This is a genomic window from Rhodococcus sp. YH1, assembly GCF_009939605.1.
Classification (GTDB): Bacteria; Actinomycetota; Actinomycetes; order Mycobacteriales; family Mycobacteriaceae; genus Rhodococcus; species Rhodococcus aetherivorans.
In genome coordinates this window covers 60,956-85,836 of sequence record NZ_WVTE01000233.1, presented here as the reverse complement: position 1 = coordinate 85,836, position 24,881 = coordinate 60,956, and the positions used below count along the sequence as shown (strand labels likewise).

The window sequence follows — 24,881 nt, the reverse complement described above, 5'->3', positions numbered from 1 at the left end:
AGCTACCGGTACGGCCAGGTCGTGACCGTCGACGACCCGTGGGGTTACGGCAACTCCCTCGAGTGGGCGACGAGCTGCCCGCCGCCGCGGCACAACTTCTACGAGCTGCCGCGCATCCGCTCGGAGCGCCCGGCGTTCGAGCTGCACTACCCCCACATGGTGGACCGCATCCGCGCCGAGGCGCACGTCGGTCCGGGCAGCAACAAGCACAACCATGTGGCGCTGAGCGAGGGTGCCGAGAGGACCCCCGCCGACCGCTGATCCGCACACCGGATCGACGCTTCCCGAGGCCCCGCCCGTCCCGACGGGCGGGGCCTTGCGCATTCTTCCGGGGTGGACCCCTGCTCGTTCGGCACCCCGTTCACCTGGCACAATGAGTGAGCATGTGCCGCGACGGACGAAGGATCGGAGACGTAGGTGGCGTCTGACACCGCGATGCTGGTGACTGTGACGGGGCCGGACCATCCCGGCGTGACCTCTGTGCTCTTCGCGGCGCTCACCCGGCACGAGGTCGATCTGCTCGACGTCGAGCAGGTCGTGATCCGGGGCCGGCTCACCCTCGGTGTGCTGGTCTCCTGCCCCGCCGATCCCGATGCCCTGCAGGACGAGATCGAGGCCGCCATGGCCACCATCGGCATGCACGCCCAGGTGCAGACCGGTGTCGAGCCGGGTATCGGCTCGACCGTGTCCACCCACGCCGTTGTGGTCCTCGGCAGTCCCGTCAGCGCCCGGGCGCTGCGTTCGGTGGGTCGTGAGCTCGCGCGGCAGGGCGCCAACATCGACTCGATCCGGGGCATCGCCGACTATCCGGTGACAGGTCTCGAACTCATGGTGACCGCGGCCGACCCCGGCGCCGAGGCCGACGTCCGATTGCGCGCCGGGCTCGCCGAGGTCGCCGCGGGCCTCAGTGTCGACATCGCCGTGGAGCGCGCCGGTCTCGCCCGCCGCTCGAAGCGGCTGATCGTGTTCGACGTCGACTCCACCCTCGTCCAGGGCGAGGTCATCGAGATGCTCGCCGCGCACGCCGGCGTGGAGGACAAGGTCCGCGCCGTCACCGAGGCCGCGATGCGCGGGGAGATCGACTTCACCGAGTCGCTGAACCAGCGGGTGGCGACCCTGGCCGGGTTGCCCGCGTCGGTGATCGACGAGGTCGCCGAGAACCTCGAGCTCACCCCCGGCGCCCGGACCACCATCCGCACGCTGCGCCGGCTCGGCTTCCGATGCGGCGTCGTCTCCGGTGGCTTCCGGCAGGTCATCGACGGCCTCGCCCACGAACTCGAACTGGACTTCGTCCGGGCGAACACGCTCGAGATCGTCGACGGCAAGCTCACCGGCCGCGTCGTCGGCGAGGTGGTGGACCGTGCCGCCAAGGCCCGTGCCCTGCGGGAGTTCGCCGCCGAGGCCGGCGTGCCGATCGAGCAGACCGTCGCGGTCGGCGACGGCGCCAACGACATCGACATGCTCGGCGCGGCAGGGCTCGGCATCGCCTTCAACGCCAAGCCGGCGCTACGCGAGGTCGCGGACACCGCGCTGTCCCACCCGTACCTGGACGCGGTGCTGTTCGTCCTCGGCGTCACCCGCGACGAGGTGGAGGCCGCCGACCGGGTCGACGGCACCCTGCGCCGCGTGCCCCTCGACACCGGTGCCTGAGGCCACGGCCCCGCTCGGTCCCGACGTCGTGGCTCGCCACGGTGCGGATGTCGTGGCTCGCCACGGTGCGGATGTCGTGGCTCGCCACGGTGCGGATGTCGTGGCTCGCCACGGTGCGGATGTCGTGGCTCGCCACGGTGCGGATTTCGTGGCGCGCCACGGTGTCCTCGCCCGCGGCTACGGGCATCGACCGGACCCGGAGGACCCCGGGGCGGTGCTCGCGATGCCGATCGTGCTGCACATCCCCAAGCAGGATCCGCCCTCCCGTAGCGCGCTGCTCGAGGCTGCTGCGATGGCGACGATCGCGCTGTGCCTGGACCCACGCGTCGGGACCGGGCCGGCCGGTGAACCCGGCCCGTGGCGCGAGCCCTACCTCGCGTGGACCGACGCGCGCATCCGCAAGGTCAGCCGTCGCGCCCGCGGTGCCCAGTGGCGCGCCGCGCAGGAGGTCGACGGAATCACCGTCGAACACCGGGGGGCACACGCCCGGGCACTGGTCCCGGGGCCCGTCGGCGCTCTCGATCCGCGCATCTCGCGGCTGCAGATCGGCGGCACCGATCTGCCCCACGACACCCCGGGCGATCCGCCCGCCGGAGTTCCGGTGCTGTGGATCGACGCCGCGCTCGGCATGACCGTCGGGAAGGCCGCGGCACAGGTCGGCCACGCCGCGATGCTGTTGGCCGGGGCCCTGGACGTCGAGCGCGCCGGCGCATGGGCCGACTCCGGATTCGTGTGTGCCGTGCGCGACGCCGACCCCGCCCGGTGGCGGTACCTGACGGAGCGGGTCGACGCCGGCACCGCCGTGGCGGTACGGGACGCGGGATTCACCGAGGTGACGCCGGGGTCGGTGACGGTCGTCGCCGTCCCGGGCTGATCACGTCGCGATCCGGAACACCAGCAGCGTCGGCCCGGTCAGCGGGAACGTCGAGCCGGCGGGCAGCGGCGTGAGATCCGCGGGCTCTCCGTCGAGGGAGCTCGAGTCGAAGGCGCACACCATCGCACCGTGGTACCACTCGGCCCGGCCGAGGGTCAGGGTGGTGGGGCCGCCTGCGTGCAGCACGAGCAGGCCGCTGCTGTCCGTCAGCGGAACGCCCGCGCGGGTGACCGTGCCCAGCTGCGAGCCGTCCACCCACGCCTGCAGCGTCCGCCGGTTCTCGTCGAGCCAGTCCGCCTCCTGCAGTTCCCTTCCGTCCGCGCCGAACCACACCAGGTCGGGGTAGCCGACCTGGCGGGCCCTGCCGTCGAAGAAGCGGCCCTGACGCAGCACCGGCACCACTTTGCGCAGACGCAACGTCTGCCGCACGAACTCGACGAGTTCCTGGTCCGCGTGCTCCCAGTCGAGTGGCCAGGCGTCGCGGACCGGGACGTCGGCGGGCACGCAATAGGCATTGTTGTTGCCGCCCTGGGAGTGCCCGAACTCGTCGCCGGCGAGCAGCATCGGGGTGCCGGTCGACAGCAGCAGGGTGGCGAGCAGCGCACGCACGTGCCGGGCCCGGGCGGCCACGATCCGCGGATCGTCCGTGGGTCCTTCGACGCCGTGGTCGACGGATTCGTTGTTGTCGCTACCGTCACGGCCCTGTTCGCCGTTGGCCTCGTTGTGCTTGCGCCGGTAGCTGACGAGGTCGGCCATCGTGAAACCGTCGTGCGCGGTGACGAAGTTGATCGACATCCACGGCCGGTGGGTGTGCCGGCCGTAGAGGTCCTCCGAGCCCGCGAGCCGGGAGGCGACCTCCCGGATTCCCGCACCGCGCGCCCAGAAGCGCCGCACCGAGTCGCGGTAACGATCGTTCCACTCCGACCACTGGGGACCGATGTTGCCGAGCTGGTAGCCGGGCAGGGTCGCATCCCAGGGCTCGGCGATCAGCTTGAGCCGGGTCAGGACGGGGTCGGTGGTGATGGCGGTGAACACCGCCGCCCGGGGATCGAAGTCGCCGCCTCGCGGCCGGGCGAGCGCGCTGGCCAGGTCGAACCGGAAGCCGTCCACACCCATCTCCGTCGCCCAGTACCGCAGGCTGTCGCAGATCATCCGCACCGCCACCGGGGAACTGCCGTCGACGGTGTTGCCACAGCCCGTCAGGTCGATGTCGTGGCCGGTGGCGTCGAGGAGGTAGTAGCCGGGCGCGTCGAGGCCGCGCCAGGACACGTGCGGGCCGTCCACCGACCATTCGCAGGTGTGGTTGTAGACCACGTCGAGGATCACCTCGAGGCCCGCCTCGTGGAGCGTGTCGACCATCGTCCGGAACTCCGCGATCTCGTTGCCGGGGGTGGCCGCGTAGCCCGGGTGGGGCGCGAAGTACGAAGCGGTGGAGTAACCCCAGTGGTTGCGCATGCCGCGATCCCGTACGGGTGGTTCGGTGAGGAAGGCGTGCACGGGCAGCAGTTCGACGGCGGTGACCCCCAGGCCGACCAGGTGTTCGAGCACGGCCGGCGCCGTCAGACCCAGATAGGTGCCGCGCCACTGCTCGGGGACGGCGGGATGGCGGGCGGTGTAGGAGCCGACGTGCAGTTCGTAGATCACCGTCTGCTCCCACGGCGTGCCGGGACGGTTGTGCCGGGCCCGGCCGGGGTTGTCGGCCACCACCGACAGCGGTGTGTGGCCGAGGGAGTCCACGGTCGACGCATCGCCGAACGGGGTGCGCTCGTAGCCGAGCAAGCGGGCCGTGTCGCCGATGTCACCGGTCAGCTGCCGGCCCCACGGGTCGAGCAGCAGCTTGTGCGGATTGGCACGTAGCCCGGTCCGGGGCTGCCACGCGCCGTGCACGCGGTAGCCATAGCGCTGGCCCGGGCGGACCCCCGGCACCGCGCCGTGCCAGACGCCGTACGTCTTGTCCGGCAGGTCGATGCGTTCCTCGCGGCCGGCGTCGTCGATCAGGCAGAGCTGAACACGGCTGCCGTGGGGCGCGTGCACGGCGAACCGCGTCCCGTCGTCGCCGGGGAAGGCGCCCAGCGGGAAGGGACCGGCGTCGGACCGGGCGACGGCAGGTCCCACCGGCGGCTCGCCGGGTGCGGGGGAGGGGTGCGGTGGAGGCGAGGGGTACGACACGGAAGCGATCCTGCCGTGAACCGCTCGTGCGCGTACGCAAAGATGGTCGGCGTGGCAAAACCTGATCCCGATCTGCTCATCGAATTCGACGACGTGCTCGTGCGGCGGGGCGGCAACGTCCTCGTCGGTCCCGTGTCCTGGAAGGTGGAACTCGACGAACGTTGGGTGATCCTCGGTCCGAACGGGGCGGGTAAGACGTCGCTGCTGCGGGTGGCCGCAGCGGAGACATTCCCCACATCGGGGACGGCGCACGTGCTGGCGGAGACGTTCGGGAAGACCGACCTGTCCGAGCTGCGGCCCCGGATCGGGATGTCGTCGTCGGCGCTGGCGAACCGTGTGCCGGGCGACGAGAAGGTCGTGGACCTGGTGATCTCCGCGGGGTACGGCGTGCTGGGGCGCTGGCGCGAGCGGTACGACGAGGTGGACAGCGCACGCGCCGTGGAGATGCTCGAAAGCCTCGGCGCCGAGCATCTCGCCGACCGCACCTACGGCACGCTCTCCGAGGGTGAGCGCAAGCGCGTGCTCATCGCCCGGGCGCTGATGACGGATCCGGAGTTGCTGCTGCTCGACGAGCCCGCCGCCGGCCTGGACCTCGGTGGTCGTGAGGAGCTCGTGGCGCGGCTCGGCATGCTGGCGGCCGACCCGGACGCTCCGGCGATCGTGCTGATCACCCATCACGTGGAGGAGATCCCGCCGGGCTTCACCCACGCGATGCTGCTCAAGGAGGGGCAGGTGGTGGCGCAGGGTCTGCTCGACGACGTGATCACGGGTGAGAACCTCAGCGATGCGTTCAGCCAGGCGATCACGCTCGACAAGGCGGACGGCCGGTTCTTCGCGCGCCGCACGTACCAGCCCGGGAGGCACCGCCGCGCGTAGCGGAGCGGAGCCGCGGCCGAGGTCACCGCCGCGCGTAGCGGAGCGGAGCCGCGGCCGAGCACACCGCCGCGCGTAGCGGAGCCGCGGCCGAGGTCACTGCCGCGCGGAGCAGCCGGGTGGGTGAGTTGTGTGTCACGTCATGCCGTAACTTGTGAGTATGGCTATCGAACGTTCGGGAGAACCCGCGGGTGCAGCGGCGATGCCGCTCAAGGATGCCTCGACGGTGATCCTCGTCCGGGACGGCGACCGTGGCGTCGAGGTGTTCCTGCTGCAGCGCGTGCGCGGCATGGCGTTCGCCGGCGGCATGACGGTGTTTCCCGGCGGCGGCGTCGACCCGTCGGACAGCGCTGCGACGGTGGCGTGGGCGGGACCGCCCGTGCCCTGGTGGTCGGAGCGGTTCGGCACCTCCGAGACGCTCGCGCAGGCGCTCGTCCTCGCGGCCGTGCGCGAGACGTTCGAGGAGTGCGGGGTGCTGCTCGCCGGTGCGACACCGGACACCGTGGTGGCGGACACGACACCGTTCGGGGAGGCCCGCAGGCAGCTCGAGGCTCGGGAGCTCACCTTCGGCGAGTTCCTCGAACGTGAGGGGCTGGTGCTGCGTGCGGACCTGTTGCGGCCGTGGTCGAACTGGATCACGCCGGTCGGAGAGGGTCGTCGCTACGACACGAGGTTCTTCGTCGCGGCGGCCCCCGAGGGACAGATCGCCGACGGCGAGACGAGCGAGGCCGACGAGGTGCGGTGGCAGACTCCGCAGGAGGCGATCGCGCACTGGCAGGAGGGCGGCAGTGTGCTGCTGCCCCCGACCTGGAGCCAGTTGACGGCCCTGTCACGGTTCGGCTCGGTCGCGGAGATCCTCGCTGCGGAGCCGCAGATCACGCCGATCCTGCCGACCCGGATCACCTGGGAGGGACAGCTCCGGGTGGAGTTCCCCGAGCAGGACGGCTACTACGAGGCGGGGCCGCATCCGTGGGCCGCCCGGGATGCCAACTAGCCTGTGCCTCATGGCTGAATTCGTGACACTCGAGGTCTCCGACGGTATCGGCACCATCCGGCTCGACCGGCCGCCGATGAACGCACTCAACCGGCAGGTGCAGGAGGAGATCCGGGCCGCTGCGCGCGAGGCGACCGTGAACTCCGACGTCAAGGCGGTGATCGTCTACGGCGGTGAGAAGGTGTTCGCGGCCGGCGCGGACATCAAGGAGATGGCCGAGCTGAGCTACGTGCAGATGAGCGAGATCATCGCGGATCTGCAGTCGGCGCTGGGGTCGGTGGCGGAGATCCCGAAGCCGACGGTGGCCGCGATCACCGGCTACGCGCTGGGGGGCGGCCTGGAGCTCGCGCTGGGTGCGGACCGGCGGATCGCCGGCGACAACGCGAAGGTCGGTGTGCCGGAGATCCTGCTCGGCATCATCCCGGGCGGCGGCGGAACGCAGCGCCTCGCCCGCCTCGTCGGCCCGTCGAGGGCGAAGGATCTGGTGTTCACCGGCCGCTTCGTCGGTGCGGCCGAGGCCCTGCAGATGGGGCTGGTCGACGAGGTCGTCGCCCCGGACGAGGTGTACAACGCGGCGCGCGCGTGGGCGTCGCAGTTCAGCCGGGGCGCCACCCGCGCACTGGCGGCGGCCAAAGCCGCGATCGACCAGGGCCTCGACACCGACCTGGACACGGGGCTGAAGATCGAGCAGCACGTCTTCGCCGGCCTGTTCGCGACGAAGGACCGCACGATCGGCATGGAGTCCTTCGTCGCCAACGGCCCGGGTAAGGCCGAGTTCGTCGGGGAGTAGGCACCCCGGAACTGGAACTTGTTCATTCCTTACCGATGGGTAGGATGCCCTTCATGACTGCAAGCAGGACCGACGGGGTCGACCCCGCGCCGAACCCGCACGCCACTGCCGAGGAGGTGGCGGCCGCCCTTCGGGACACCAAGCTCGCGCAGGTGCTCTACCACGACTGGGAGGCCGAGACCTACGACGAGAAGTGGTCGATCTCCTACGACGAGCGCTGCATCGACTACGCGAAGGGTCGTTTCGACGCCGCCGCCGGTGACCAGCCCCTGCCGTACGAGCGGGCCCTCGAACTCGGTTGCGGCACCGGCTTCTTCCTGCTGAACCTCATGCAGGCCGGAGTGGCGAGGACCGGCTCGGTCACCGACCTGTCGCCCGGGATGGTCAAGGTGGCGCTGCGCAACGCCGGGCACCTCGGCCTCGACGTGGACGGCCGGGTGGCCGACGCCGAGACGATCCCGTACGACGACGACACCTTCGACCTCGTCGTCGGTCACGCGGTGCTGCACCACATCCCCGACGTCGAGCAGTCGCTGCGGGAGGTGCTGCGGGTGCTGAAGCCGGGCGGCCGGTTCGTCTTCGCCGGCGAGCCCAGCACGGTCGGGAACTTCTACGCGCGCTGGCTCGGCCGCCTCACGTGGGAGGCCACCACCAACGTCACGAAGCTGCCGTTCCTGCGGGACTGGCGGCGGCCGCAGGCCGAACTCGACGAGTCCTCCCGTGCCGCGGCGCTCGAGGCGGTCGTCGACCTGCACACCTTCGACCCGTCGGACCTGGAGCGGATGGCGGCTTCGGCCGGCGCGGTCGAGGTGAAGGCGAGCAGCGAGGAGTTCGCGGCCGCGCTGCTGGGCTGGCCGGTCCGCACATTCGAGGCCGCGGTGCCCGCGGAGAAGCTGGGCTGGGGCTGGGCGCGCTTCGCGTTCGGCGGGTGGCGCACGCTCAGCTGGGTGGACGAGAAGGTCCTCAGGCACGTGGTCCCGCGCAGCTTCTTCTACAACGTCATGATCACCGGCGTGAAGCCCGGCAAGTAGTGTGGGCTACGCGTTCACCCTCGCCGACGTCGCGTACCTGCGTTCGTCGCAGGGCGCGGCCGATCTCGCGGAGGTGGCCGTCCGGGAGCTGTCCGCGCGGACGCGCCTAGCCGACATCGGCTGGGCGCGTACGCGTTTCGCCGACCTGACCGCGCCGCTGACCGAGACGGTGCTGTTGCGCCGCAGGGCGGTCGCGAAGCTGCCCGCTGCCGGCGGCTGGCTGTTCACCGACGACGCGCTGCAGCAGGCGACGCCGGCGTCCGTCGCCGCGCATCGGGCCCGCCGGCTCGCCGGCCGGCGCGTCCACGACGTGACGTGCTCGATCGGCGCCGAGCTGGCGGCCCTGGTGGGGGTCGCGGAGGCGGTGGTCGGCAGCGATCTCGACCCCGTTCGCCTCGCGATGGCCGCCCACAACGTCCCCGGGGCGGCGCTGGCCCGCGCCGACGCGCTGCGCCCGATCACCCGCGGTACCACCGTGATCGCCGATCCGGCCCGCCGATCCGAGGGCCGGCGCACGCACGACCCGGCGGCCCTGATGCCGCCGTTGCCCGACCTGCTCGACGCCTACGCCGGACGGGACCTGGCCGTCAAGTGTGCCCCCGGGCTGGATTTCGATGCGCTGGACTGGGCGGGGGAGGTCGAGGTGGTCTCGCTCGACGGCGGCGTCCGCGAGGCATGCCTGTACTCCCCGGGTCTGGCCACGCCGGGCGTGCGGCGACGGGCGAGTGTGTTGCGTTCGGACGGCGCCGTATTCGAGATCACCGACGCGGAGCCGGACGAGATCCCCGAGCGGGAACCGGGGGAGTGGATCGTCGATCCCGACGGGGCGATCGTGCGTGCGGGGCTGGTGCGGCACTACGCGGCCGCCCACGGCCTGTGGCAGCTCGATCCGCGGATCGCGTATCTCACCGGCGACACCCTCCCCGCGGGGGTGCGGGGATTCCGCGTTCTCGATCGACTGAAGTACACGGAAAAGACTCTCCGGCAATCGCTCTCGTCGATGGACTGTGGGGTGGCGGAGATTCTCGTGCGAGGGGTCGACGTCGATCCGGCGGTGCTCCGGCCGCGGCTGAAGCTGCGCGGATCGCGGTCGCTGAGCGTCGTGCTCACGCGGATCGGCCGCACCCCGACGGCGTTCGTCTGCGAACCCAGTCGCTGAGCCCTGTCCCGGCCGGGTGGGTCGTTCCGGTGCGGGTCTTGATATGCAAGCAAATACTTGCGTATTCTCGACGGTGTGGTCGACGTCTTCAAAGCGCTGGCGGATCCGACCCGGCGGGCCATCCTGGACGAGCTCGTCGACCGGGACGGCCAGACGCTGTTCGAGCTGTGCACACGACTGATCTCGCGGCACGGCCTGGGCTCGTCCCGGCAGGCGATCTCGCAGCACCTGGCGATCCTCGAGGAGGCCGGGCTGGTCCGGACCCGCCGCGAGGGGCGATCGAAGTTCCATCATGTGGACGTTGCGCCACTGCAGGGCCTCGCCGACCGATGGACGGTCGCGCATCGAAAGGAGTCGCAGTGAAGGTCACCCTCACCAGCGTGTTGGTCGACGACCAGGACAAGGCGCTCGCCTTCTACACCGACGTCCTGGGTTTCGTGAAGAAGACCGAGGTCCCCCTGGGCGAGGCGCGGTGGCTCACCGTCGTCTCGCCGCAGCAACCGGACGGGCCGGAACTGGTCCTCGAGCCCGACGGCCATCCCGCCGTCCGGCCGTTCAAGGAGGCCCTCGTCGCCGACGGTATCCCGTTCACCTCGTTCGCGGTCGACGACGTGCGCGCCGAGTACGAGCGGTTGCGCAGCCTCGGGGTGCGATTCACCCAGGAGCCCCTCGAAATGGGCGGCATCACCACCGCCGTCTTCGACGACACCTGCGGCAATCTCATCCAGATCGCCGGCTGAGCCGTCGCCGCCCGCGGCGAAAGGTCAGCGGAGCACGTAGACGTCGCCCGGCAGCGTCGCCGTGACGAACTCGCCAGCCGGCCCGACCGCGGTGCCGACCGAGAATCCGGCCGCGTCGGGCAGGGTCTCCTCGTCGAGCGTCTCCCCGCTGGCGGCGTCGAACACCAGCGCGGCCAACCCGTCGTCGGCTCGGGCCACCGTGTATCCGATGCCGTCGGCGGTCAGCGCCGGCACCCCCAGCTGGCGCACGTCGCCGCGGCGCCACACGAGTTCGGCCGCCTCACCGGTGTCGCGCAGCGCCACCAGGTCGCCGGTCCGGCCCCCCGGCGCGAGGACCAGCAGTCCGTCGGCGGACACCGCCGGTCCGGTGGAGGCCGTGTACCCGAGGTCGTGGCTCCACCGCGGCGTCCCGGTCCCGGCATCGAGGGCCCACAGGGCTCCCTCGCCGTCGTGCACGTACACCGTGGCGCCGTCCGCGGACAGCACGGGACTGGTCGTCGCGCCGCCCGGAAGCTCCGGCTGCGACCACTCCTCGACCACCCGCGCATCGTCGCCGCCGGTGTAGCGCATCGACACGACGGCGGCGCGATCGGCGCCCGGCCGCCACAGCGTCACCAGAATCCGGCCGGTCCCGAGATCGACCGCCGGGGTGGTGGCCACCGGGCAGTCCTCCGATCCGCCGAAACATGCGGCCAGACCGTGGTCGTTGGGCAGCCGTGGCACGTTCGTCCCGTCCGCCACCCCGGGGGTGGGCACGAGGTCGAAGATCGGGGCGGCGTGCCTGCCCGTTTGCGGGTCGAGCACGTTGACCTGACCGAAATGCGTGACGAACACGAGGTTTCCGTCGCCGGTGAACTGTGCGGTGCCCGGCGTCCCGCTCACCGGGATCCGCCAGCGCCGCTGGCCGTGCTCGTTGAACGACACCATCGCCCCCTCCTCGCCGACGTAGATGTTGGCCACGCCGTCGGCGGTGGGAGTCACCCCGGTGACACCCGGCGCGAGGCGGGTGCACCAGCGCTTGCGGCCGGTGTCGATCTGGAACGAGACGAGGTTGCAGCCGGCGGCGGTCGCGGCGGTGACGAAGATCTGTCCGTTCGCCGCGACGCTCGCGGGCGCGGTGACGGCGCCGCCGAGCGGACGTGACCAGGCGGGCGCGAGGTCGCGCAGCCCGTCGGCGGGCGCGGTGTTGCTGTTGCGGGCGTCGGCGTACCGACCCGGCCACGCCCCGGCGGCGAGGACGTCGACCGGGCCGCCGTCGCTGCCGCATCCGGTCAACACCAGTGCCGCCGAGGCCGTCAGCATCACCGTCCGCAGGGCAGCCCGCATCACTCATCTCCTCGCCATGGCTCGAATGACCCGATGGGCCACACTATCGGGCCGGGTGGCGCACTCGATGCGCGAGGCGGACCGTACGCTGGCAACCATGACGAGCATGTGGGGCGCACCGTTGCGCACGAGGTGGCGGGGTTCTCGTCGGCGGGATCCCGATCAGGCCCGATTCCTGACCGTCGATTCGCTGCGATGGGTGCTGGCGCACAAGGCGTACACGCCGTGGTACCTGGTCCGGTACTACCGGCTCGCCAAGTTCAAGCTCGCCAACCCGCACGTGATCCTGCGCGGCATGGTGTTCCTCGGCAAGAACGTCGAGATCCATTCCGTCCCCGAGCTGTCCCGGCTCGAGATCGGCCGGTGGGTGCACATCGGCGACGGCAATGCCATCCGCTGTCACGAGGGGTCGCTGCGCATCGGCGACAAGGTGGTCTTCGGCAAGGACAACGTCGTCAACACCTACCTCGACATCGAGATCGGCGCCTCCACACTCGTCGCCGACTGGTGCTACATCTGCGACTTCGACCACCGCACCGAGGACATCACGTACCCGATCAAGGATCAGGGGATCGTCAAGAGCCCCGTGCGGATCGGACCCGACACCTGGATCGCGACGAAGGTCACGGTGCTGCGCGGCACCCGCACCGGCCGCGGCTGCGTCCTCGGCGCGCACGCGGTGGTCAAGGGCGACATCCCGGACTACAGCATCGCGGTCGGATCGCCGGCCAAGGTGGTCAGGAACCGCCGCACGGACTGGGAGTCCGGTGCCGCCGACCGGGCCGCGTACGTCGCCGCGCTCGAGGACATCGCGCGCAAGAAGGCGGGCCGCGAACCGGCGGCGGAACCCGGTTCCTGATCCGGGGCGCCTGCGATGGACTACGCCGACTACCGCCGCTACGACGCCGTGGGGCTCGCCGAACTCGTCACCCGCCGCGAGGTCACGCCGCGCGAACTGCTCGACGCGGCCCTCGCCCGGCTCGACGCGGTGGAGCCCACACTGAACACCGTCGTGCGCCGGCTCGACGAGCAGGCGCGCAGCCGGGCCGCGGAGCGCCTCGAGGGTCCGTTCGCGGGGGTGCCGTTCCTGGTCAAGGATCTTCTCCAGGACGTCGCGGGGATTCCGACCGGCAGCGGGAGCAGGTCCCTGGCGGAGCTGCCCGCCGTGCGCAACGCGGTGGTCGTCGATCGCTGGCTGGACGCGGGCCTCGTCCTCTTCGGCAAGACGAACACTCCGGAGTTCGGGGTCAAGGGGGTGACCGAGCCGGTGGCGAACGGTCCCACCCGCAACCCGTGGAATCCCGCGCACACGCCGGGCGGGTCCTCCGGCGGATCCGCGGCGGCGGTCGCCGCCGGCGTGGTCCCGGCGGCCGGCGCGAACGACGGCGGCGGCTCGATCCGCATTCCGGCCGCCTGCTGCGGGCTGGTCGGGCTCAAACCGGGCCGGGGCCTGGTGCCGAGCGGACCCGAGGTGGACGAGGACCGGCACGGGGCGGTCAGCAACGGGGTCGTCACGCGCACGGTGCGCGACGCGGCAGCCATGCTCGACGTGCTGGCCGGTCCGGACCCGAACGGGCCCTATCTCACGGCGGCACCGCAGGAGTCGTATGCGTCCGCGGCGAGTACCCCACCGCGGACGCTGCGCATCGGGTTCGCGACGGACTCCCCGATCGGCACCGGCGTCGACCCGGAGGCCGTCACGGCCGTCGAGAACGCCGCGGCGCTGCTCGCCGAGCTGGGCCACGCCGTCGAACCCGCGGCGACGGGGATCGACGAGCGGCGGCTGTCCACCGACTGGCTGACGATGTGGTTCGCCTGGCTCGCCGCCGACGTCCGGCAGGCGCGCCTGCGCACCGGGTGCGCCCCCGACGCGTTCGAGCCCGACACGCGGTTCCTCGCCGCGCTCGGCGACTCCGTGCGGCCCTCGGACTATCTCGCCTCGCTGCGCCGGTGGAACGGGTATACGCAGCAGCTCGGCGCGTTCCACGAGCGGTACGACCTGCTGCTCACGCCGACCCTGGCGTATCCGCCGGCGCGCGTGGGGGAACTGGCCACGCCGCCCGCGCTCCAGGGGGCCGCGCGCCTGATCGTGACGGCGCGGCTGGGCCGCGCGGCGCGGTGGGCCGGGCTGATGGACCGCATCGTCGACGAGAACCTCGCCCGGACGCCGTACACCCAGCTCGCGAACATCACCGGGCGCCCGGCGATCTCGGTGCCACTGCACTGGACCGCGGCGGGATTGCCGTTGGGCGTGCAGTTTCTCGGGCCGCTGGGCTCGGAGGGACTGCTGCTGTCGCTCGCGGCACAGCTCGAGCGGGCCCGGCCCTGGGCGCACCGCGAGCCTCCGCTGCTGCCGTCCCGGTGACGCGGGCCGGCAGCGCCGGTCACCGGCCGGGCAACGGCCGCTGGGGAATCGTCGGTCGCGGAAGCGGATGGCGCACACGACGCTTCGCCTCGGAGTACACCCGGGCGGTCTCGGTGGCCACCAGCCGCCAGTCGAAGTCCTCCGTGAGCCGCTCGCGCGCCGCCCGCGCCCGTCGCTGGGCGGCCGCGGGGTCGTCGAGGGTCCGCCGGACCGCCGACGCCAGCCCCGCGACGTCGCCGGGTGGGAACGAGAGGCCGGTCGAGCCGTCGACGACGGCCTCCCCCAGGCCGCCGGCCGTCGACGCGACGAGTGGCGTCCCGGCGGCCGCGGCCTCGAGGGCGATGATCCCGAACGGCTCGTAGCGGCTCGGCAGGACGATCGCATCGGCGCGGTGCAGCCACCCGAGCAGCTCGATGCGGTCGAGGTTGCCGACGAACGTCACCGACCGCGCGACGCGGTGCACGCGCGCCTGCTCGCGCAGCCAGTCGAACTGCGTGCCCTCCCCGGCGACGACGAGGGTGGTGCCGGGATGCGTGCGCCGGATCCGGGGCAGGGCGGCGATCGCGTCCTGCACGCCCTTCTCGTACTCGAGGCGGCCGACGAACAGCAGCTGCGGCGGCCCGGAACGCGGCGCCCGCTCCCGGTAGGACCACGCGGTGACGTCGATTCCGTTGCGGATCACCGTCGCCGGCGGCAGGTCCGGCCCGTAGAGCGCGGCGACCTCCTCGTTCATCGATGCCGAACACGTGATGAGCCGATCGGATTCGTTGGCGAGCCACCACTCCACCGAGTGCACCTGCCGGTTCACGCGGCCCGACAGCCAGCCGCTGTGCCGGCCGGCCTCGCTTGCGTGCAGGGTGGACACCAGCGGTACGTCGAAGAACTCGGCGAGCGCGACGGCGGGGTGTGCGACGAGCCAGTCGTGCGCGTGCACCACGTCCGGGTACCAGCCGTCGCCGATGCCGCCCTTGGTCAGGCTCAGCCCCGCCCGCACCATGGCATGACCCATCGCGAGCGTCCAGGCGAGCATGTCCTCGCCGAAGTCGAAGTGCGGTGGGTCCTCGGCGACGGCCACCACGAGCACGCCCTCGGCGATGTGGCTGATCGTGGGGTGGGTGGTGGCGTCCGTGCCGGTGGGCCGCCGGGAGAGCACGACCACCTCGTGGCCGGCGGCGGCGAGCTCGGTGGCGAGGTGGTGCACGTGCCGGCCGAGGCCGCCGACGACGACGGGCGGGTACTCCCAGGAGACGATCAGCACCTTCACGAGGGGGCTCCCATCCGGTCGGGCAGGCGGCGGGCGTCGAGCCCGGGGAACAGATTGTCGGCCCGGTTCCAGCCGGCGGCCAGGCGCGCCGCCGTCTCGTCGCGGCCTGCGGCGACCGCCGCGGCGATCTCGCGCAACGCGTGGGCGTGCTTGTGGGCCCGGTCCCGCGCGTATCCGGCCGCGGTGTCCTTGCTGACCATGAATGCCCAGTCGCTCGACACCGTCAGCAGCGCCTCGCGCAGCATCTGGTCGTGCACCCGGTTGCGCAGCGCGGGGCGGCCGGCCCCGGCGGCGCCGCGGGCCTTGTCCAGGGTGTCGAGCGTGGTGCGCACGACCTCCTCGTCGAGCTGTACGAGGTCGCGAACCTGCTCGCCGGCCCACACCCGCCAGTCCTTCCCGGACCCCCACGAGGTGTCGTGCAGGTCGACGGGTGCTCCCACGTACCCGCGGTCGCGTGCGTCGGCGAGAGTGCCCACCTCGATGCCCGCCTCCGGCAGCGCCCGGAGCAGCCGTTCGAGAAACAGCGGGCCCTCGTGCCACCAGTGGCCGAACAGCTCGGTGTCGAAGGCGGCGACCACCAGGGCGTCGCGCCCGATGCGGTCGGACTCGCGGCGCAGTCGGCGGCGGATCGTGTCGACGAAGTCGGCCACGTGGCGGTCGACGGCCGCGGACGCCAGATCGGGGTCGTAGGGCGCCTTGTCCTGTGGGGCGACGGTGCGGCCGGTCACGCGGGCGGGCTTGAGCCCGGTGTCGTGGCAGTAGGTGTGGAAGTCCCGGTAGGCGGGGTGGCCCGGGTAGCCGGACTTCGGCGACCAGACCCGGTAGGACACCTGCAGATCCCGGCCGAAGGCGACGACGTCGGAGTCCCACACGGTCCGGCCGAGCGTGGTGTCGCCGCGCAGGGCGGGACCGTCCACCATGAAGTGCCCGACGCCGGCGGCGGCGTATCCGGCCTCCATGCCGGGGGTGAACGCGCACTCGGGCGCCCAGATGCCCTGCGGTGTGTGCGCCCAGCGGGCATGCGCGTCGGCCAGTCCCTCGGCGAGGGAGAACGCCCGCAGGCGGGGATCGAGCAGAGGCTGGAAGGGATGGGCCAGCGGCCCGCCCAGCAGTTCGACCGCCTCGGCGTCGACGAGTTCGCGGAACACCGGGGATCCGCCGTGACGCCAACGGGTTTCGAACTGTTCGAGGGCTGCGGCGGCATGCCGGTGCTCGCGGGCTCCGAGCGCACGGTAGGCCGGCTCCCGCATGCCCGCGGCCTCGTGGGCGCGCAGCTGCCAGTTGCCGAGCCAGTGGTGCATCCCGGTCAGGCAGTGGGGGTCGTCGAGCTGAGCGGCGAGCACGGGCGTCACCCCGAGGGTGACCAGGCGCGTGCGGCCCTCGGCGGCAAGCCGGCGCAGGACGTCGGTCACCGGGAGATACGTCGCGGCCCAGGACTGGTAGAGCCATTCCTCGCCGACCGGCCAGCGACCGTGGTGGGCGAGCCACGGCAGGTGCGAGTGCAGCACCAGCGCGAACAGTCCCGGTTCCCGCCGGGTGGCGGGAGTGGTCACCGCGCCGGATCCTTCACCGCGATCGCGACGAGATCCAGACTGGCGTCGATGTTCTCGGGCGCGAGGAGGAAGTCGTCGACCGTCACGGCCGCGACGTCTGCGGTCAGGCCGGCGGGCCAGGGCTCGCCGGCGAGAGCGCGCTCGATCTGGGCGTCGATGAAGGAGCCGCCGTGCTTGGCATCGAGGGCGCGCAGGGCGGGGCCGTGGTGCACCCCGGTCGTCAGGGCGACGCGGAAGCCGGCTCCCTCGAGCAGTTCGGTGAGTTCGGCGGCGTTCAGCTCGCGGGTGTGGAACGGGTTGAGCGGGGTGTCGCGGCCGGGGGAGAACGTGATGCGGTTGGGGGTGCTGATCAGCAGTTCGCCGCCGTCCCGGAGCACGCGGTGGCATTCGCGCAGGAACCCGGACTGGTCCCACAGGTGCTCGATGACCTGGAAGTTGACGACAACGTCCACGGAGGCGTCGGCGAGGGGCAGGTAGGCGAGGTTGGCGTGCCGCATGTCCACGCGCGGGTAGCGGGCGCGCACATGCGCGACGGCGCTCTCGTCGTAGTCGAGGCCGACGACGGCGGTGGCGACGCCCGCGATCATGTCGGCGCCGTAGCCCTCGCCGGCGCCCGCCTCGAGCACGGTGCGGCCGGCGCACCGGGGCAGCAGGTCGCGGTAGACCACCTCGTGGCGGCGGAACCAGTAGTTCTCCTCCGCGATGCCGGGAACGGTGCGCTCGCCGGTGAGTGGCAGTTGAGGGGCGTCGCCGGCGGGGACGGGGGATTCGCTCACCGCCCAGACATTAGCCCCACCTTTGTCGACCTCGTCATCGGTGGTCCAGATCACAGCCGTGCGGCTCCCTTCGTGTGGTTATGGTGAACGAGGTTCCCCTCCAAGTTACCAGCGGGTAACTTAGCGTGAGGTAATCTATCGCACACCCCCGTGCGAAGCACGAGAGCTCGGTCAAGGCGTTGCGCCTCGCCGATCCCAGGCAGTCATACACAGGAGGTCGACGTAGACCCATGACGAACATCGTCGTTTTGATCAAGCAGGTCCCCGACACGTGGTCCGAGCGCAAGCTCAGCGACGGCGACTTCACGCTCGATCGCGAGGCCGCCGACGCGGTGCTCGACGAGATCAACGAGCGCGCCGTCGAGGAAGCCCTGCTCATCAAGGAGCGCGACGGCGGGGAGGTCACCGTGCTCACCGCCGGTCCGGACCGCGCCACCGACGCGATCCGCAAGGCGCTGTCCATGGGTGCCGACAAGGCCATCCACCTCAACGACCCGGCCATCCACGGCTCCGACGCGATCCAGACCGCGTACGCGCTCGCGGCGGCTCTCGGCCAGATCGAGGGCGTCGACCTGGTCATCGCCGGCAACGAGGCCACCGACGGCCGGATGGGCGCCGTGCCGGCGATCATCGCCGAGTACCTCGGCCTGCCGCAGCTGACCCACATGCGCAAGCTCACCGTCGCCGACGGCAAGGTCAGCGGCGAGCGCGAGACCGACGAGGGTGTCTTCACCCTCGAGGCCACGCTGCCGGCCATCGTCTCGGTCACCGAGAAGATCAACGAGCCCCGCTTCCCGTCCTTCAAGGGCATCATGGCCGCCAAGAAGAAGGAAGTTCAGGCCCTCACTCTCGCCGACATCGGGCTCGACCCCGAGATCTTCGGCGTGGCCAACGCCGGCAGCACCGTCACCGGTGTCAGCCCGAAGCCCCCGCGTACCGCTGGTGAGCGCGTCGCGGACGAGGGTGACGGCGGCAGCAAGATCGCCGCGTACCTCGTCGGCCAGAAGATCATCTGATCGCGCCCACGCGACACAGCAGACATACCCAAGGGAGAGAAAGAGCAATGGCAGAAGTACTCGTGCTCGTCGAGCACGCCGAGGGCGCGCTGAAGAAGGTCAGCACCGAGCTGATCACCGCCGCCCGTGCGCTGGGTGAGCCCGCCGCGGTCGTGACCGGTCCGGCCGGCACCGCCGACAAGCTGCAGGACGCGCTCGCCGCCGCCGGCGCCGCCAAGGTCTACGCCGCCGAGTCCGACGACATCGAGGGCTACCTGGTGACCCCGAAGGTCGACGTGCTGGCCTCGCTCGTGGAGTCCGCCAGCCCCGCCGCGGTGATCACCGCCGCCAGCGTCGAGGGCAAGGAGGTGTCGGGCCGCCTCGCCGCGCGCATCGGCTCCGGTCTGCTCTGCGACGTCATCGACGTCAAGTCCGACGGTTCGGCCGTGCACTCGATCTTCGGTGGCGCGTACACCGTCGACGCCAAGGCCAACGGCGAGGTGCCGGTCGTCTCCGTGCGTCCGGGTGCCGTCGAGGCGCAGCCGCAGGCCGGCGCCGCCGAGCGCGTGGACGTCGAGGTGCCGGCGCAGGAGGAGAACGCGGTCAAGATCACCGCGCGCAACCCGATCGTGGGCGGCGACCGTCCCGAGCTGACCGAGGCGTCGATCGTCGTCTCCGGCGGCCGCGGCGTCGGCAGCGCCGACAAGTTCAGCGTCGTCGAGGACCTCGCCGACTCGCTCGGTGCCGCCGTCGGTGCCTCTCGCGCCGCCGTCGACTCCGGCTACTACCCGGGTCAGTTCCAGGTCGGTCAGACCGGCAAGACCGTCTCGCCGCAGCTGTATGTGGCGCTGGGCATCTCCGGCGCCATCCAGCACCGGGCCGGCATGCAGACGTCCAAGACGATCGTCGCGGTCAACAAGGACGAAGAGGCCCCGATCTTCGAGATCGCGGACTACGGCGTCGTGGGTGACCTGTTCAACGTCGCTCCGCAGCTGACCGAGGAGATCAAGAAGCACAAGGGCTGATCCCGAGGTCCCGCCGCGGCCCCGCACCCGTCCAGGGTGCGGGGCCGCACGCGTACCCGGGCATGTTCACCGGACGTGCACGGAGGCGACACCGTGCCGCCCCTGCCGCGACGTACCGGCTCGATACACATTGCGCCATGACCACTTTGCTGGTGCCGGCCCGGAACCCGGGGCTGTCGGAGGCGGTGCTGTCGGGGCCGCGGTACTCCCTGCTCGTGTCCGCCGACCGCGAACATCGCGAGGCCGCACAGCGGCTGCGTTACCGCGTCTTCGCCGCCGAACCCGGATTCCACCTCCCGGCAGGCATGCCCGCGGGCCTCGACGCCGACCGCTTCGACGAGTACTGCGACCACCTGTTGGTGCGCGAGAACCACACCGGCGCGGTGGTGGGCTGTTACCGGATGCTGCCGCCGGAGGCCGCACGCGCCGCCGGGGGCTACTACACCGCCACCGAATTCGATCTCACCGCCCTCGATCCCGACGGTCTGCGGGCGGTGGAGATGGGCCGCGCCTGCGTCGACCCCGCCCACCGCTCCGGCTCGGTCCTGTCGCTGATGTGGGCCGGGATCCTGCACTACCTGCAACTCACCGGGCACAACTGGGTCATGGGGTGCGTGTCGGTGCCGATGCGCACCCACCCGTCCGACGTGCCCGGCGCCAACGTCCGGGGAGTGCGCGACGTGCTGCTGGCCCGGCACTCCGTCGAGCCGGCCCGGCGGGTGCTTCCCCGGACCCCGGTCGTCGTCGACGGCCGCCCCCTCGACGACATCCCGTCCCCCGCGCGGCCGGTGCTGCCGCCGCTGCTGCGCGGGTATCTGCGGCTCGGTGCTCGCATCTGCGGCGAGCCCGCCCACGACCCCGACTTCGGGGTGGCCGACTTCGTCGCGCTGCAGAGCCTCGCCGGAGCCAACGCGCGCTACCTCGAGCGGCTGCGGACCGCCGCCGAGAGCGCCGAGGCGGCCGCAGGAGCGCGGGCGTGAACACCCGCGCCCACGCCTGGATGCCGGCCAGTCCCTGCGGCACCGGCTGCCTTCCGGCCGATCCGGGGCGAGTGAGTTTCGTCACGGCGGCGGCGCGCTGGGTGCTCGTGGTGGCGGTGCTGGCGACCGCCCCGTTGCTGACCGCCGGCCGGCTCCTGCCCCGCCCGGGGCGCCTCGCCGCCCAGCGTGCGTTCGCCCGCGTCCTGCTGCGTTGTGCCGGGCTGCGGCTGACGGTGACCGACCTGCGGGACCGCGGCGACGGGGGAGGCGGGGGCGTGCTCGTCGTCGCCCCGCACGTGTCCTGGACCGACGTGCTGGTGCTCACCGCGGTTGCCCCGGCAGGGTTCGTCGCGCGCAGCGACCTGCTCGAGTGGACTGCTCGGCGCGCTGGCCCGCCGCATGCGGGTCATACCCATCGAGCGCGAGCGTCTGCGCGACCTGCCCGTCGTGGTGTCGCGGATCCGCGACCGCCTCCTGGCGGGGGAGCGGATCGCGGCGTTCCCGGAGGGCACGACGTGGTGCGGCAGGGCGTACGGCGGGTTCCGTCCGGCACTGTTCCAGGCGGCGATCGACGCGCAGCGCCCGGTGCAGCCGGTCGGGCTCCGGTACGCCGACGCCGCCGGGACGATCGCCACCGGTCCGGCGTTCGTCGGCGACGAGACGATGGGAGCGTCGCTGCGACGGCTCCTGCGGCACCGGGGCGTGGTGGCGGAGGTGGTGCTCGCCCCGCTCGAGCGGCCCGGCTCCGATCGCCGCGACCTCGCCGCGCGGTGTGAACGGTCCGCGCGCCGGCGGCACGACGACGGCGCCGAGTTCGCCAGGCTCGGCCGGGCCGCCGCCGCGCACGACACCCGTGGTCGCGAGGAGCTCCGGGCCGGACGGTGAGCGCGACGGGCGCGAGCCCCGACCCGCTATCCTGGTTCGGTCATGACCTCGAACCCCGCCGGAGCCTCCGGCACCTCGACGACCGTCTACCTCGATCACGCCGCGACCACCCCGATGCTGCCCGCGGCCGTGTCGGCGATGACGGAGATCTTCGCGACGGTCGGCAACGCGTCGTCCCTCCACGGGTCGGGCCGCGCGGCGCGGCGCCGCATCGAGGAGGCCCGGGAGTCCATCGCCGCGGACCTCGGTGCGCGTCCCTCCGAGGTCGTCTTCACCTCGGGCGGCACCGAGGGCGACAACCTCGCGGTCAAGGGCATCTACTGGGCGCGCCGCGACGCCGATCCGCGCCGTCGCCGGGTGATCGCGAGCGCCGTCGAGCACCACGCCGTGCTCGATGCCGTCGAGTGGCTCGTCGCGCACGAGGGCGCCGAGGTGACCTGGCTGGCCGTCGACGCCGACGGACGCGTCGAGCCGGATGCGCTGCGGATGGCCCTCGCCGAGCACGCCGACGAGACGGCCCTGGTGTCGGTGATGTGGGCCAACAACGAGGTGGGCACCGTGATGCCCGTCGCCGAGCTCACCGCGGTCGCCGCCGAGTACGGGGTGCCCGTGCACAGCGACGCCGTGCAGGCGGTCGGCCATCTGCCCGTCGACTTCGCCGCGAGCGGGCTGGCCGCCATGACGATCGCCGCGCACAAGTTCGGCGGTCCCCAGGGTGTCGGTGCCCTGCTGCTGGGCCGGCAGGTGCCGTGCGTGCCCCTCACCCACGGCGGCGGACACGAGCGCGACGTACGGTCGGGAACCCACGACACCGCCGGGATCGCCGGCATGGCCGCGGCGCTGCGCGAGGCGACGGTCGAACTCGGCGAACGCACCGTCGCGCTCACGACGCTGCGCGACGAACTGATCGCCGGTGTGACGGCCGTGGTCCCGGACGCGGTCCTCAACGGCCCGCGCGGCGCGGACCGCCTGCCCGGCAATGCACACTTCACCTTCCCCGGCTGCGAGGGCGATTCGCTGCTCATGCTGCTGGACGCGGCCGGGATCGAGTGCTCGACCGGTTCGGCCTGCACCGCCGGGGTGGCGCGGCCGAGCCATGTGCTCGTCGCGATGGGGGCGGACCCCCGCACGGCCCGCGGGTCGTTGCGATTCTCGTTGGGCCACACGTCGACTCGCGCCGACGTGGAGGCCGTTGTGGCGGCGCTGCCGCAGGTGGTGGGACGGGCGCGGGCCGCCGGACTGGCCGGCGCCGGTAGTCGAGAGAGGTGACGTCGATGAGGGTGCTCGCGGCAATGAGCGGTGGCGTGGACTCGGCGGTGGCCGCGGCCCGCGCGGTCGACGCCGGCCACGACGTGGTCGGCGTGCACCTGGCGCTGTCCACGGCGCCGGGCACGCTGCGGACCGGGTCGCGGGGCTGCTGCTCCAAGGAGGACGCCGGGGATGCGCGCCGCGCCGCCGACGTGCTCGGAATCCCGTTCTATGTCTGGGATTTCGCCGACCGGTTCAAGGAGGACGTCATCGACGACTTCGTCGAGTCCTATGCCGCCGGCCAGACCCCCAATCCGTGCCTGCGCTGCAACGAGAAGATCAAGTTCGCGGCCCTCGCCGACCGGGCCGTCGCCCTCGGCTTCGACGCGGTCGCCACCGGCCACTACGCCCGGCTCGACGACGGTGTCCTGCGTCGCGCGGTCGACGCCGGCAAGGACCAGTCGTACGTGCTCGGTGTGCTGACGGCCGACCAGCTCGCGCGTGCGATGTTCCCGGTCGGGGACACCCCGAAGGAGCGGATCCGCGCCGAAGCGGCCGAGCGCGGTCTCGCGGTCGCGGACAAGCCCGACAGTCACGACATCTGCTTCATCCCCTCCGGTGACACCCGCGCCTTCCTCGGTGCCCGCATCGGGGTGCGTCCCGGCCGCGTCGTCGACGCCCGGTCCGGCGCCGTGCTCGCCGAACACGAAGGGGTGCACGGCTTCACGGTCGGACAGCGCAAGGGCCTGGGCATCGCCGGCCCCGGCGCGGACGGCCGCCCCCGCTACGTCACCGCGATCGAGCCGGACACCGGCACGGTGAAGGTGGGCTCCGCGGAAGACCTGAAGGTGTGGGCGATCAGTGCCGAGCGCGCGGTGTGGACGAGCGGGGCCGCGCCGGCCGGACCGGTCGAATGCGTCGTGCAGGTCCGCGCGCACGGCGGTGTCGCGGCGGCCGTCGCCGAGCCCGCCGGCACCGGTCTCGAGGTGACCCTGCGCGAACCGCTCACCGGCGTCGCCACCGGACAGGCCGTGGTGCTGTACCGGCCGGACGCGGGCGGCGACGTCGTCCTCGGCAGCGGCACCATCGTCGGTACCGGCACGGCGGCCACGTCCCGGTGACCGCGAACATCCCGAACCCCTGGTCCGGCGTCGCGACCGGCATCGGGTCGTGGCCCGGCACCGACGCCCGGGAATCGGCCGCGACCGTGCTCGGCGAGCTCGAGGCGTTGCCGCACCTGGTCGAGCTGCCGGCCCGCGGGCTCGGGGCCGATCTCATCGGCCGCACCGGCGCGTTGCTGGTCGACCTGCACCTCGACACGTCCACCACCGGGTACCGGCTCGGCGGTCGCCGCGGCGCGGTCGCCGCCCGCGCCGGGGATCTGCTGCGCCGAGATCTCGATGCACTCGAAGAGGCATGGGAGACAGCGGGTCTCGGTCCCGGTCGATTCCTGAAGGTGCAGTCCGCCGGCCCGTTCACCCTCGCCGCGCACGCCGAGCTGGCCGGGGGCCGGCGGGTGCTCACCGATCGCGGCGCCGTGCGCGACGTCGCCGAGTCCCTCGGCGAGGGCCTGGCGCGGCACGCCGCGGAACTGACCCGCCGCCTCGGCGCCCACGTGGTGGTCCAGCTCGACGAGCCTGCGCTGCCCGCCGTCCTCGCCGGGACCCTGACCGGACGCACGAAGCTCGAATCGGTGCCGGCGCTCCCCGAGCCGGAGGCGCAGCACCTGCTCGAGGCCGCGATCGCGGCGATCGGCCGCCCCGTCGCGGTGCACTGCTGCGCCGCCGACGTGCCCACCGGGTTGCTGCGCCGCAGCGGCGTCGACGCCGTCGCCCTCGACGTCGCGCAGCTCACCGCCGCCGACCTCGACGGTATCGGTGAGCTGATCGACGCCGGAACCACCCTCCTGCTCGGGCTGGTGCCGTCCACCGCACCCGAGACGGCTGTCCCCACCTGGCGTGACGTCGCGGCCCCCGCGATCACGCTGATCGACCGGCTGGGCTTCCCCCGCGCCACGCTGCGCTCGGTGGGGGTCACCCCGCGCTGCGGCCTGGCCGGCGCCGATCCCACGTGGGCGCGCCGGGCGCTGCGCCTCGCCCGCGACGTCGCCGCCGCGTTCGCGGACGACCCGGAATCGCTCGGCTCCGCAGCGGCCGGGAACGTCGTATCGCTCGACTAGTCTTT

22 protein-coding genes and 2 pseudogenes are annotated in these 24,881 nt (G+C 72.5%); 19 read left to right on the top strand and 5 right to left on the bottom strand.

Annotated features, from left to right (window positions below):
- From AIIKEEIJ_RS21110 to AIIKEEIJ_RS21100, 3 genes and pseudogenes are all read left to right on the top strand, one after another.
- Nucleotides 1-261 (top strand): annotated as a pseudogene (locus tag AIIKEEIJ_RS21110) (cytochrome ubiquinol oxidase subunit I); the annotation flags it as partial.
- A 174-nt stretch (nucleotides 262-435) separates the two neighbouring features.
- Nucleotides 436-1,650 (top strand): phosphoserine phosphatase SerB, encoded by a 1,215-nt coding sequence (serB, locus tag AIIKEEIJ_RS21105; protein ID WP_170914110.1) that lies wholly within the window; start codon nucleotides 436-438, stop codon nucleotides 1,648-1,650.
- A gap of 124 nt (nucleotides 1,651-1,774) precedes the next feature.
- The gene (locus AIIKEEIJ_RS21100; protein WP_168579786.1) at nucleotides 1,775-2,524 is read left to right on the top strand and encodes a peptidyl-tRNA hydrolase; all 750 of its coding nucleotides are present in this window, start codon (nucleotides 1,775-1,777) and stop codon (nucleotides 2,522-2,524) included.
- Here the strand turns inward: AIIKEEIJ_RS21100 and glgX are convergent, their stop codons facing one another.
- Nucleotides 2,525-4,639 carry a glycogen debranching protein GlgX gene (gene glgX / locus AIIKEEIJ_RS21095; RefSeq protein ID WP_231772701.1) on the bottom strand — a complete coding sequence of 705 codons (2,115 nt, stop codon included), beginning with the start codon at nucleotides 4,637-4,639 and terminating at the stop codon, nucleotides 2,525-2,527.
- Between the two features lie 96 nt (nucleotides 4,640-4,735).
- Between glgX and AIIKEEIJ_RS21090 the strand changes: the two genes are divergently transcribed.
- The 7 genes from AIIKEEIJ_RS21090 to AIIKEEIJ_RS21060 all read left to right on the top strand — a co-directional run bounded on the left by AIIKEEIJ_RS21090 (nucleotide 4,736) and on the right by AIIKEEIJ_RS21060 (nucleotide 10,280).
- The gene (locus tag AIIKEEIJ_RS21090) at nucleotides 4,736-5,569 is read left to right on the top strand and encodes an ATP-binding cassette domain-containing protein (RefSeq protein ID WP_161996489.1); all 834 of its coding nucleotides are present in this window, start codon (nucleotides 4,736-4,738) and stop codon (nucleotides 5,567-5,569) included.
- Between the two features lie 157 nt (nucleotides 5,570-5,726).
- Nucleotides 5,727-6,560 (top strand): NUDIX hydrolase, encoded by an 834-nt coding sequence (locus AIIKEEIJ_RS21085; protein WP_006933172.1) that lies wholly within the window; start codon nucleotides 5,727-5,729, stop codon nucleotides 6,558-6,560.
- A gap of 10 nt (nucleotides 6,561-6,570) precedes the next feature.
- Nucleotides 6,571-7,350, top strand: coding sequence for an enoyl-CoA hydratase-related protein (locus AIIKEEIJ_RS21080; protein WP_006933175.1), 780 nt, complete (start codon nucleotides 6,571-6,573; stop codon nucleotides 7,348-7,350).
- A 53-nt stretch (nucleotides 7,351-7,403) separates the two neighbouring features.
- Entirely contained in the window at nucleotides 7,404-8,381 is a 978-nt protein-coding gene (locus AIIKEEIJ_RS21075; RefSeq protein WP_029544469.1) for a class I SAM-dependent methyltransferase, read from the top strand.
- Between the two features lies 1 nt (nucleotide 8,382).
- Nucleotides 8,383-9,540 carry a THUMP-like domain-containing protein gene (locus AIIKEEIJ_RS21070; RefSeq protein WP_161996486.1) on the top strand — a complete coding sequence of 386 codons (1,158 nt, stop codon included), beginning with the start codon at nucleotides 8,383-8,385 and terminating at the stop codon, nucleotides 9,538-9,540.
- Between the two features lie 75 nt (nucleotides 9,541-9,615).
- Nucleotides 9,616-9,903 carry an ArsR/SmtB family transcription factor gene (locus AIIKEEIJ_RS21065; RefSeq protein ID WP_006933181.1) on the top strand — a complete coding sequence of 96 codons (288 nt, stop codon included), beginning with the start codon at nucleotides 9,616-9,618 and terminating at the stop codon, nucleotides 9,901-9,903.
- Nucleotides 9,900-10,280, top strand: a complete 381-nt coding sequence (locus AIIKEEIJ_RS21060) for a VOC family protein (RefSeq protein WP_006933183.1) — start codon at nucleotides 9,900-9,902, stop codon at nucleotides 10,278-10,280. Before AIIKEEIJ_RS21065 ends, AIIKEEIJ_RS21060 begins: the two co-directional genes overlap by 4 nt.
- A gap of 24 nt (nucleotides 10,281-10,304) precedes the next feature.
- Here the strand turns inward: AIIKEEIJ_RS21060 and AIIKEEIJ_RS21055 are convergent, their stop codons facing one another.
- Complete coding sequence (locus tag AIIKEEIJ_RS21055; protein ID WP_050035421.1) at nucleotides 10,305-11,606, bottom strand: outer membrane protein assembly factor BamB family protein; 1,302 nt, start codon at nucleotides 11,604-11,606, stop codon at nucleotides 10,305-10,307.
- A 97-nt stretch (nucleotides 11,607-11,703) separates the two neighbouring features.
- On the opposite strand from AIIKEEIJ_RS21055, the gene AIIKEEIJ_RS21050 reads away from it, so the two are divergent.
- A complete protein-coding gene (locus AIIKEEIJ_RS21050) occupies nucleotides 11,704-12,465 on the top strand; it encodes an acyltransferase (RefSeq protein WP_029544462.1) in 762 nt (253 codons plus the stop codon).
- Between the two features lie 15 nt (nucleotides 12,466-12,480).
- Entirely contained in the window at nucleotides 12,481-13,971 is a 1,491-nt protein-coding gene (locus AIIKEEIJ_RS21045; RefSeq protein ID WP_050035420.1) for an amidase, read from the top strand.
- 19 nt (nucleotides 13,972-13,990) lie between these two features.
- Here AIIKEEIJ_RS21045 and AIIKEEIJ_RS21040 read toward each other — a convergent pair whose 3' ends face one another.
- From AIIKEEIJ_RS21040 to AIIKEEIJ_RS21030, 3 genes are read right to left on the bottom strand one after another with little or no spacing between them, the layout of a single operon-like run.
- Nucleotides 13,991-15,235: a glycosyltransferase family 4 protein gene (locus AIIKEEIJ_RS21040; RefSeq protein WP_161996485.1), complete on the bottom strand. Its 1,245-nt coding sequence runs from the start codon at nucleotides 15,233-15,235 to the stop codon at nucleotides 13,991-13,993.
- On the bottom strand, nucleotides 15,232-16,788 hold the full coding sequence (locus tag AIIKEEIJ_RS21035) for a 1,4-alpha-glucan branching protein domain-containing protein (RefSeq protein WP_043799677.1): 1,557 nt from the start codon (nucleotides 16,786-16,788) through the stop codon (nucleotides 15,232-15,234). Before AIIKEEIJ_RS21035 ends, AIIKEEIJ_RS21040 begins: the two co-directional genes overlap by 4 nt.
- Complete coding sequence (locus tag AIIKEEIJ_RS21030; RefSeq protein ID WP_312026435.1) at nucleotides 16,785-17,564, bottom strand: class I SAM-dependent methyltransferase; 780 nt, start codon at nucleotides 17,562-17,564, stop codon at nucleotides 16,785-16,787. Before AIIKEEIJ_RS21030 ends, AIIKEEIJ_RS21035 begins: the two co-directional genes overlap by 4 nt.
- A 230-nt stretch (nucleotides 17,565-17,794) precedes the next feature.
- Between AIIKEEIJ_RS21030 and AIIKEEIJ_RS21025 the strand changes: the two genes are divergently transcribed.
- From AIIKEEIJ_RS21025 to AIIKEEIJ_RS20995, 7 genes and pseudogenes are all read left to right on the top strand, one after another.
- Nucleotides 17,795-18,580 (top strand): electron transfer flavoprotein subunit beta/FixA family protein, encoded by a 786-nt coding sequence (locus AIIKEEIJ_RS21025; protein WP_006933194.1) that lies wholly within the window; start codon nucleotides 17,795-17,797, stop codon nucleotides 18,578-18,580.
- Between the two features lie 47 nt (nucleotides 18,581-18,627).
- Nucleotides 18,628-19,584, top strand: coding sequence for an electron transfer flavoprotein subunit alpha/FixB family protein (locus tag AIIKEEIJ_RS21020; protein ID WP_006933196.1), 957 nt, complete (start codon nucleotides 18,628-18,630; stop codon nucleotides 19,582-19,584).
- Between the two features lie 137 nt (nucleotides 19,585-19,721).
- On the top strand, nucleotides 19,722-20,564 hold the full coding sequence (locus AIIKEEIJ_RS21015; protein ID WP_161996483.1) for a GNAT family N-acetyltransferase: 843 nt from the start codon (nucleotides 19,722-19,724) through the stop codon (nucleotides 20,562-20,564).
- A 20-nt stretch (nucleotides 20,565-20,584) separates the two neighbouring features.
- Nucleotides 20,585-21,449: pseudogene (locus AIIKEEIJ_RS21010) on the top strand (lysophospholipid acyltransferase family protein).
- A gap of 42 nt (nucleotides 21,450-21,491) precedes the next feature.
- Nucleotides 21,492-22,718, top strand: a complete 1,227-nt coding sequence (locus tag AIIKEEIJ_RS21005) for a cysteine desulfurase family protein (protein WP_006933204.1) — start codon at nucleotides 21,492-21,494, stop codon at nucleotides 22,716-22,718.
- A 5-nt stretch (nucleotides 22,719-22,723) separates the two neighbouring features.
- Nucleotides 22,724-23,818 carry a tRNA 2-thiouridine(34) synthase MnmA gene (gene mnmA / locus AIIKEEIJ_RS21000; protein ID WP_072635534.1) on the top strand — a complete coding sequence of 365 codons (1,095 nt, stop codon included), beginning with the start codon at nucleotides 22,724-22,726 and terminating at the stop codon, nucleotides 23,816-23,818.
- Nucleotides 23,815-24,876 (top strand): methionine synthase, encoded by a 1,062-nt coding sequence (locus tag AIIKEEIJ_RS20995; RefSeq protein ID WP_161996482.1) that lies wholly within the window; start codon nucleotides 23,815-23,817, stop codon nucleotides 24,874-24,876. The genes mnmA and AIIKEEIJ_RS20995 overlap by 4 nt, the downstream gene beginning before the upstream one ends.
- The last annotated feature ends 5 nt before the right edge of the window (nucleotides 24,877-24,881 follow it).

What these genes read in the sequence shown, in the direction of transcription:
- serB (WP_170914110.1), top strand. Translation starts at nt 436, where the DNA reads ATGCTGGTGACTGTGACGGGGCCGGACCATCCCGGCGTGACCTCTGTG.
- AIIKEEIJ_RS21090 (WP_161996489.1), top strand. Translation starts at nt 4,736, where the DNA reads ATGGTCGGCGTGGCAAAACCTGATCCCGATCTGCTCATCGAATTCGAC.
- AIIKEEIJ_RS21085 (WP_006933172.1), top strand. Translation starts at nt 5,727, where the DNA reads ATGGCTATCGAACGTTCGGGAGAACCCGCGGGTGCAGCGGCGATGCCG.
- AIIKEEIJ_RS21080 (WP_006933175.1), top strand. Translation starts at nt 6,571, where the DNA reads ATGGCTGAATTCGTGACACTCGAGGTCTCCGACGGTATCGGCACCATC.
- AIIKEEIJ_RS21075 (WP_029544469.1), top strand. Translation starts at nt 7,404, where the DNA reads ATGACTGCAAGCAGGACCGACGGGGTCGACCCCGCGCCGAACCCGCAC.
- AIIKEEIJ_RS21055 (WP_050035421.1), bottom strand. Translation starts at nt 11,606, where the DNA reads ATGCGGGCTGCCCTGCGGACGGTGATGCTGACGGCCTCGGCGGCACTG.
- AIIKEEIJ_RS21050 (WP_029544462.1), top strand. Translation starts at nt 11,704, where the DNA reads ATGACGAGCATGTGGGGCGCACCGTTGCGCACGAGGTGGCGGGGTTCT.
- AIIKEEIJ_RS21045 (WP_050035420.1), top strand. Translation starts at nt 12,481, where the DNA reads ATGGACTACGCCGACTACCGCCGCTACGACGCCGTGGGGCTCGCCGAA.
- AIIKEEIJ_RS21025 (WP_006933194.1), top strand. Translation starts at nt 17,795, where the DNA reads ATGACGAACATCGTCGTTTTGATCAAGCAGGTCCCCGACACGTGGTCC.
- AIIKEEIJ_RS21020 (WP_006933196.1), top strand. Translation starts at nt 18,628, where the DNA reads ATGGCAGAAGTACTCGTGCTCGTCGAGCACGCCGAGGGCGCGCTGAAG.
- AIIKEEIJ_RS21015 (WP_161996483.1), top strand. Translation starts at nt 19,722, where the DNA reads ATGACCACTTTGCTGGTGCCGGCCCGGAACCCGGGGCTGTCGGAGGCG.
- AIIKEEIJ_RS21005 (WP_006933204.1), top strand. Translation starts at nt 21,492, where the DNA reads ATGACCTCGAACCCCGCCGGAGCCTCCGGCACCTCGACGACCGTCTAC.
- mnmA (WP_072635534.1), top strand. Translation starts at nt 22,724, where the DNA reads ATGAGGGTGCTCGCGGCAATGAGCGGTGGCGTGGACTCGGCGGTGGCC.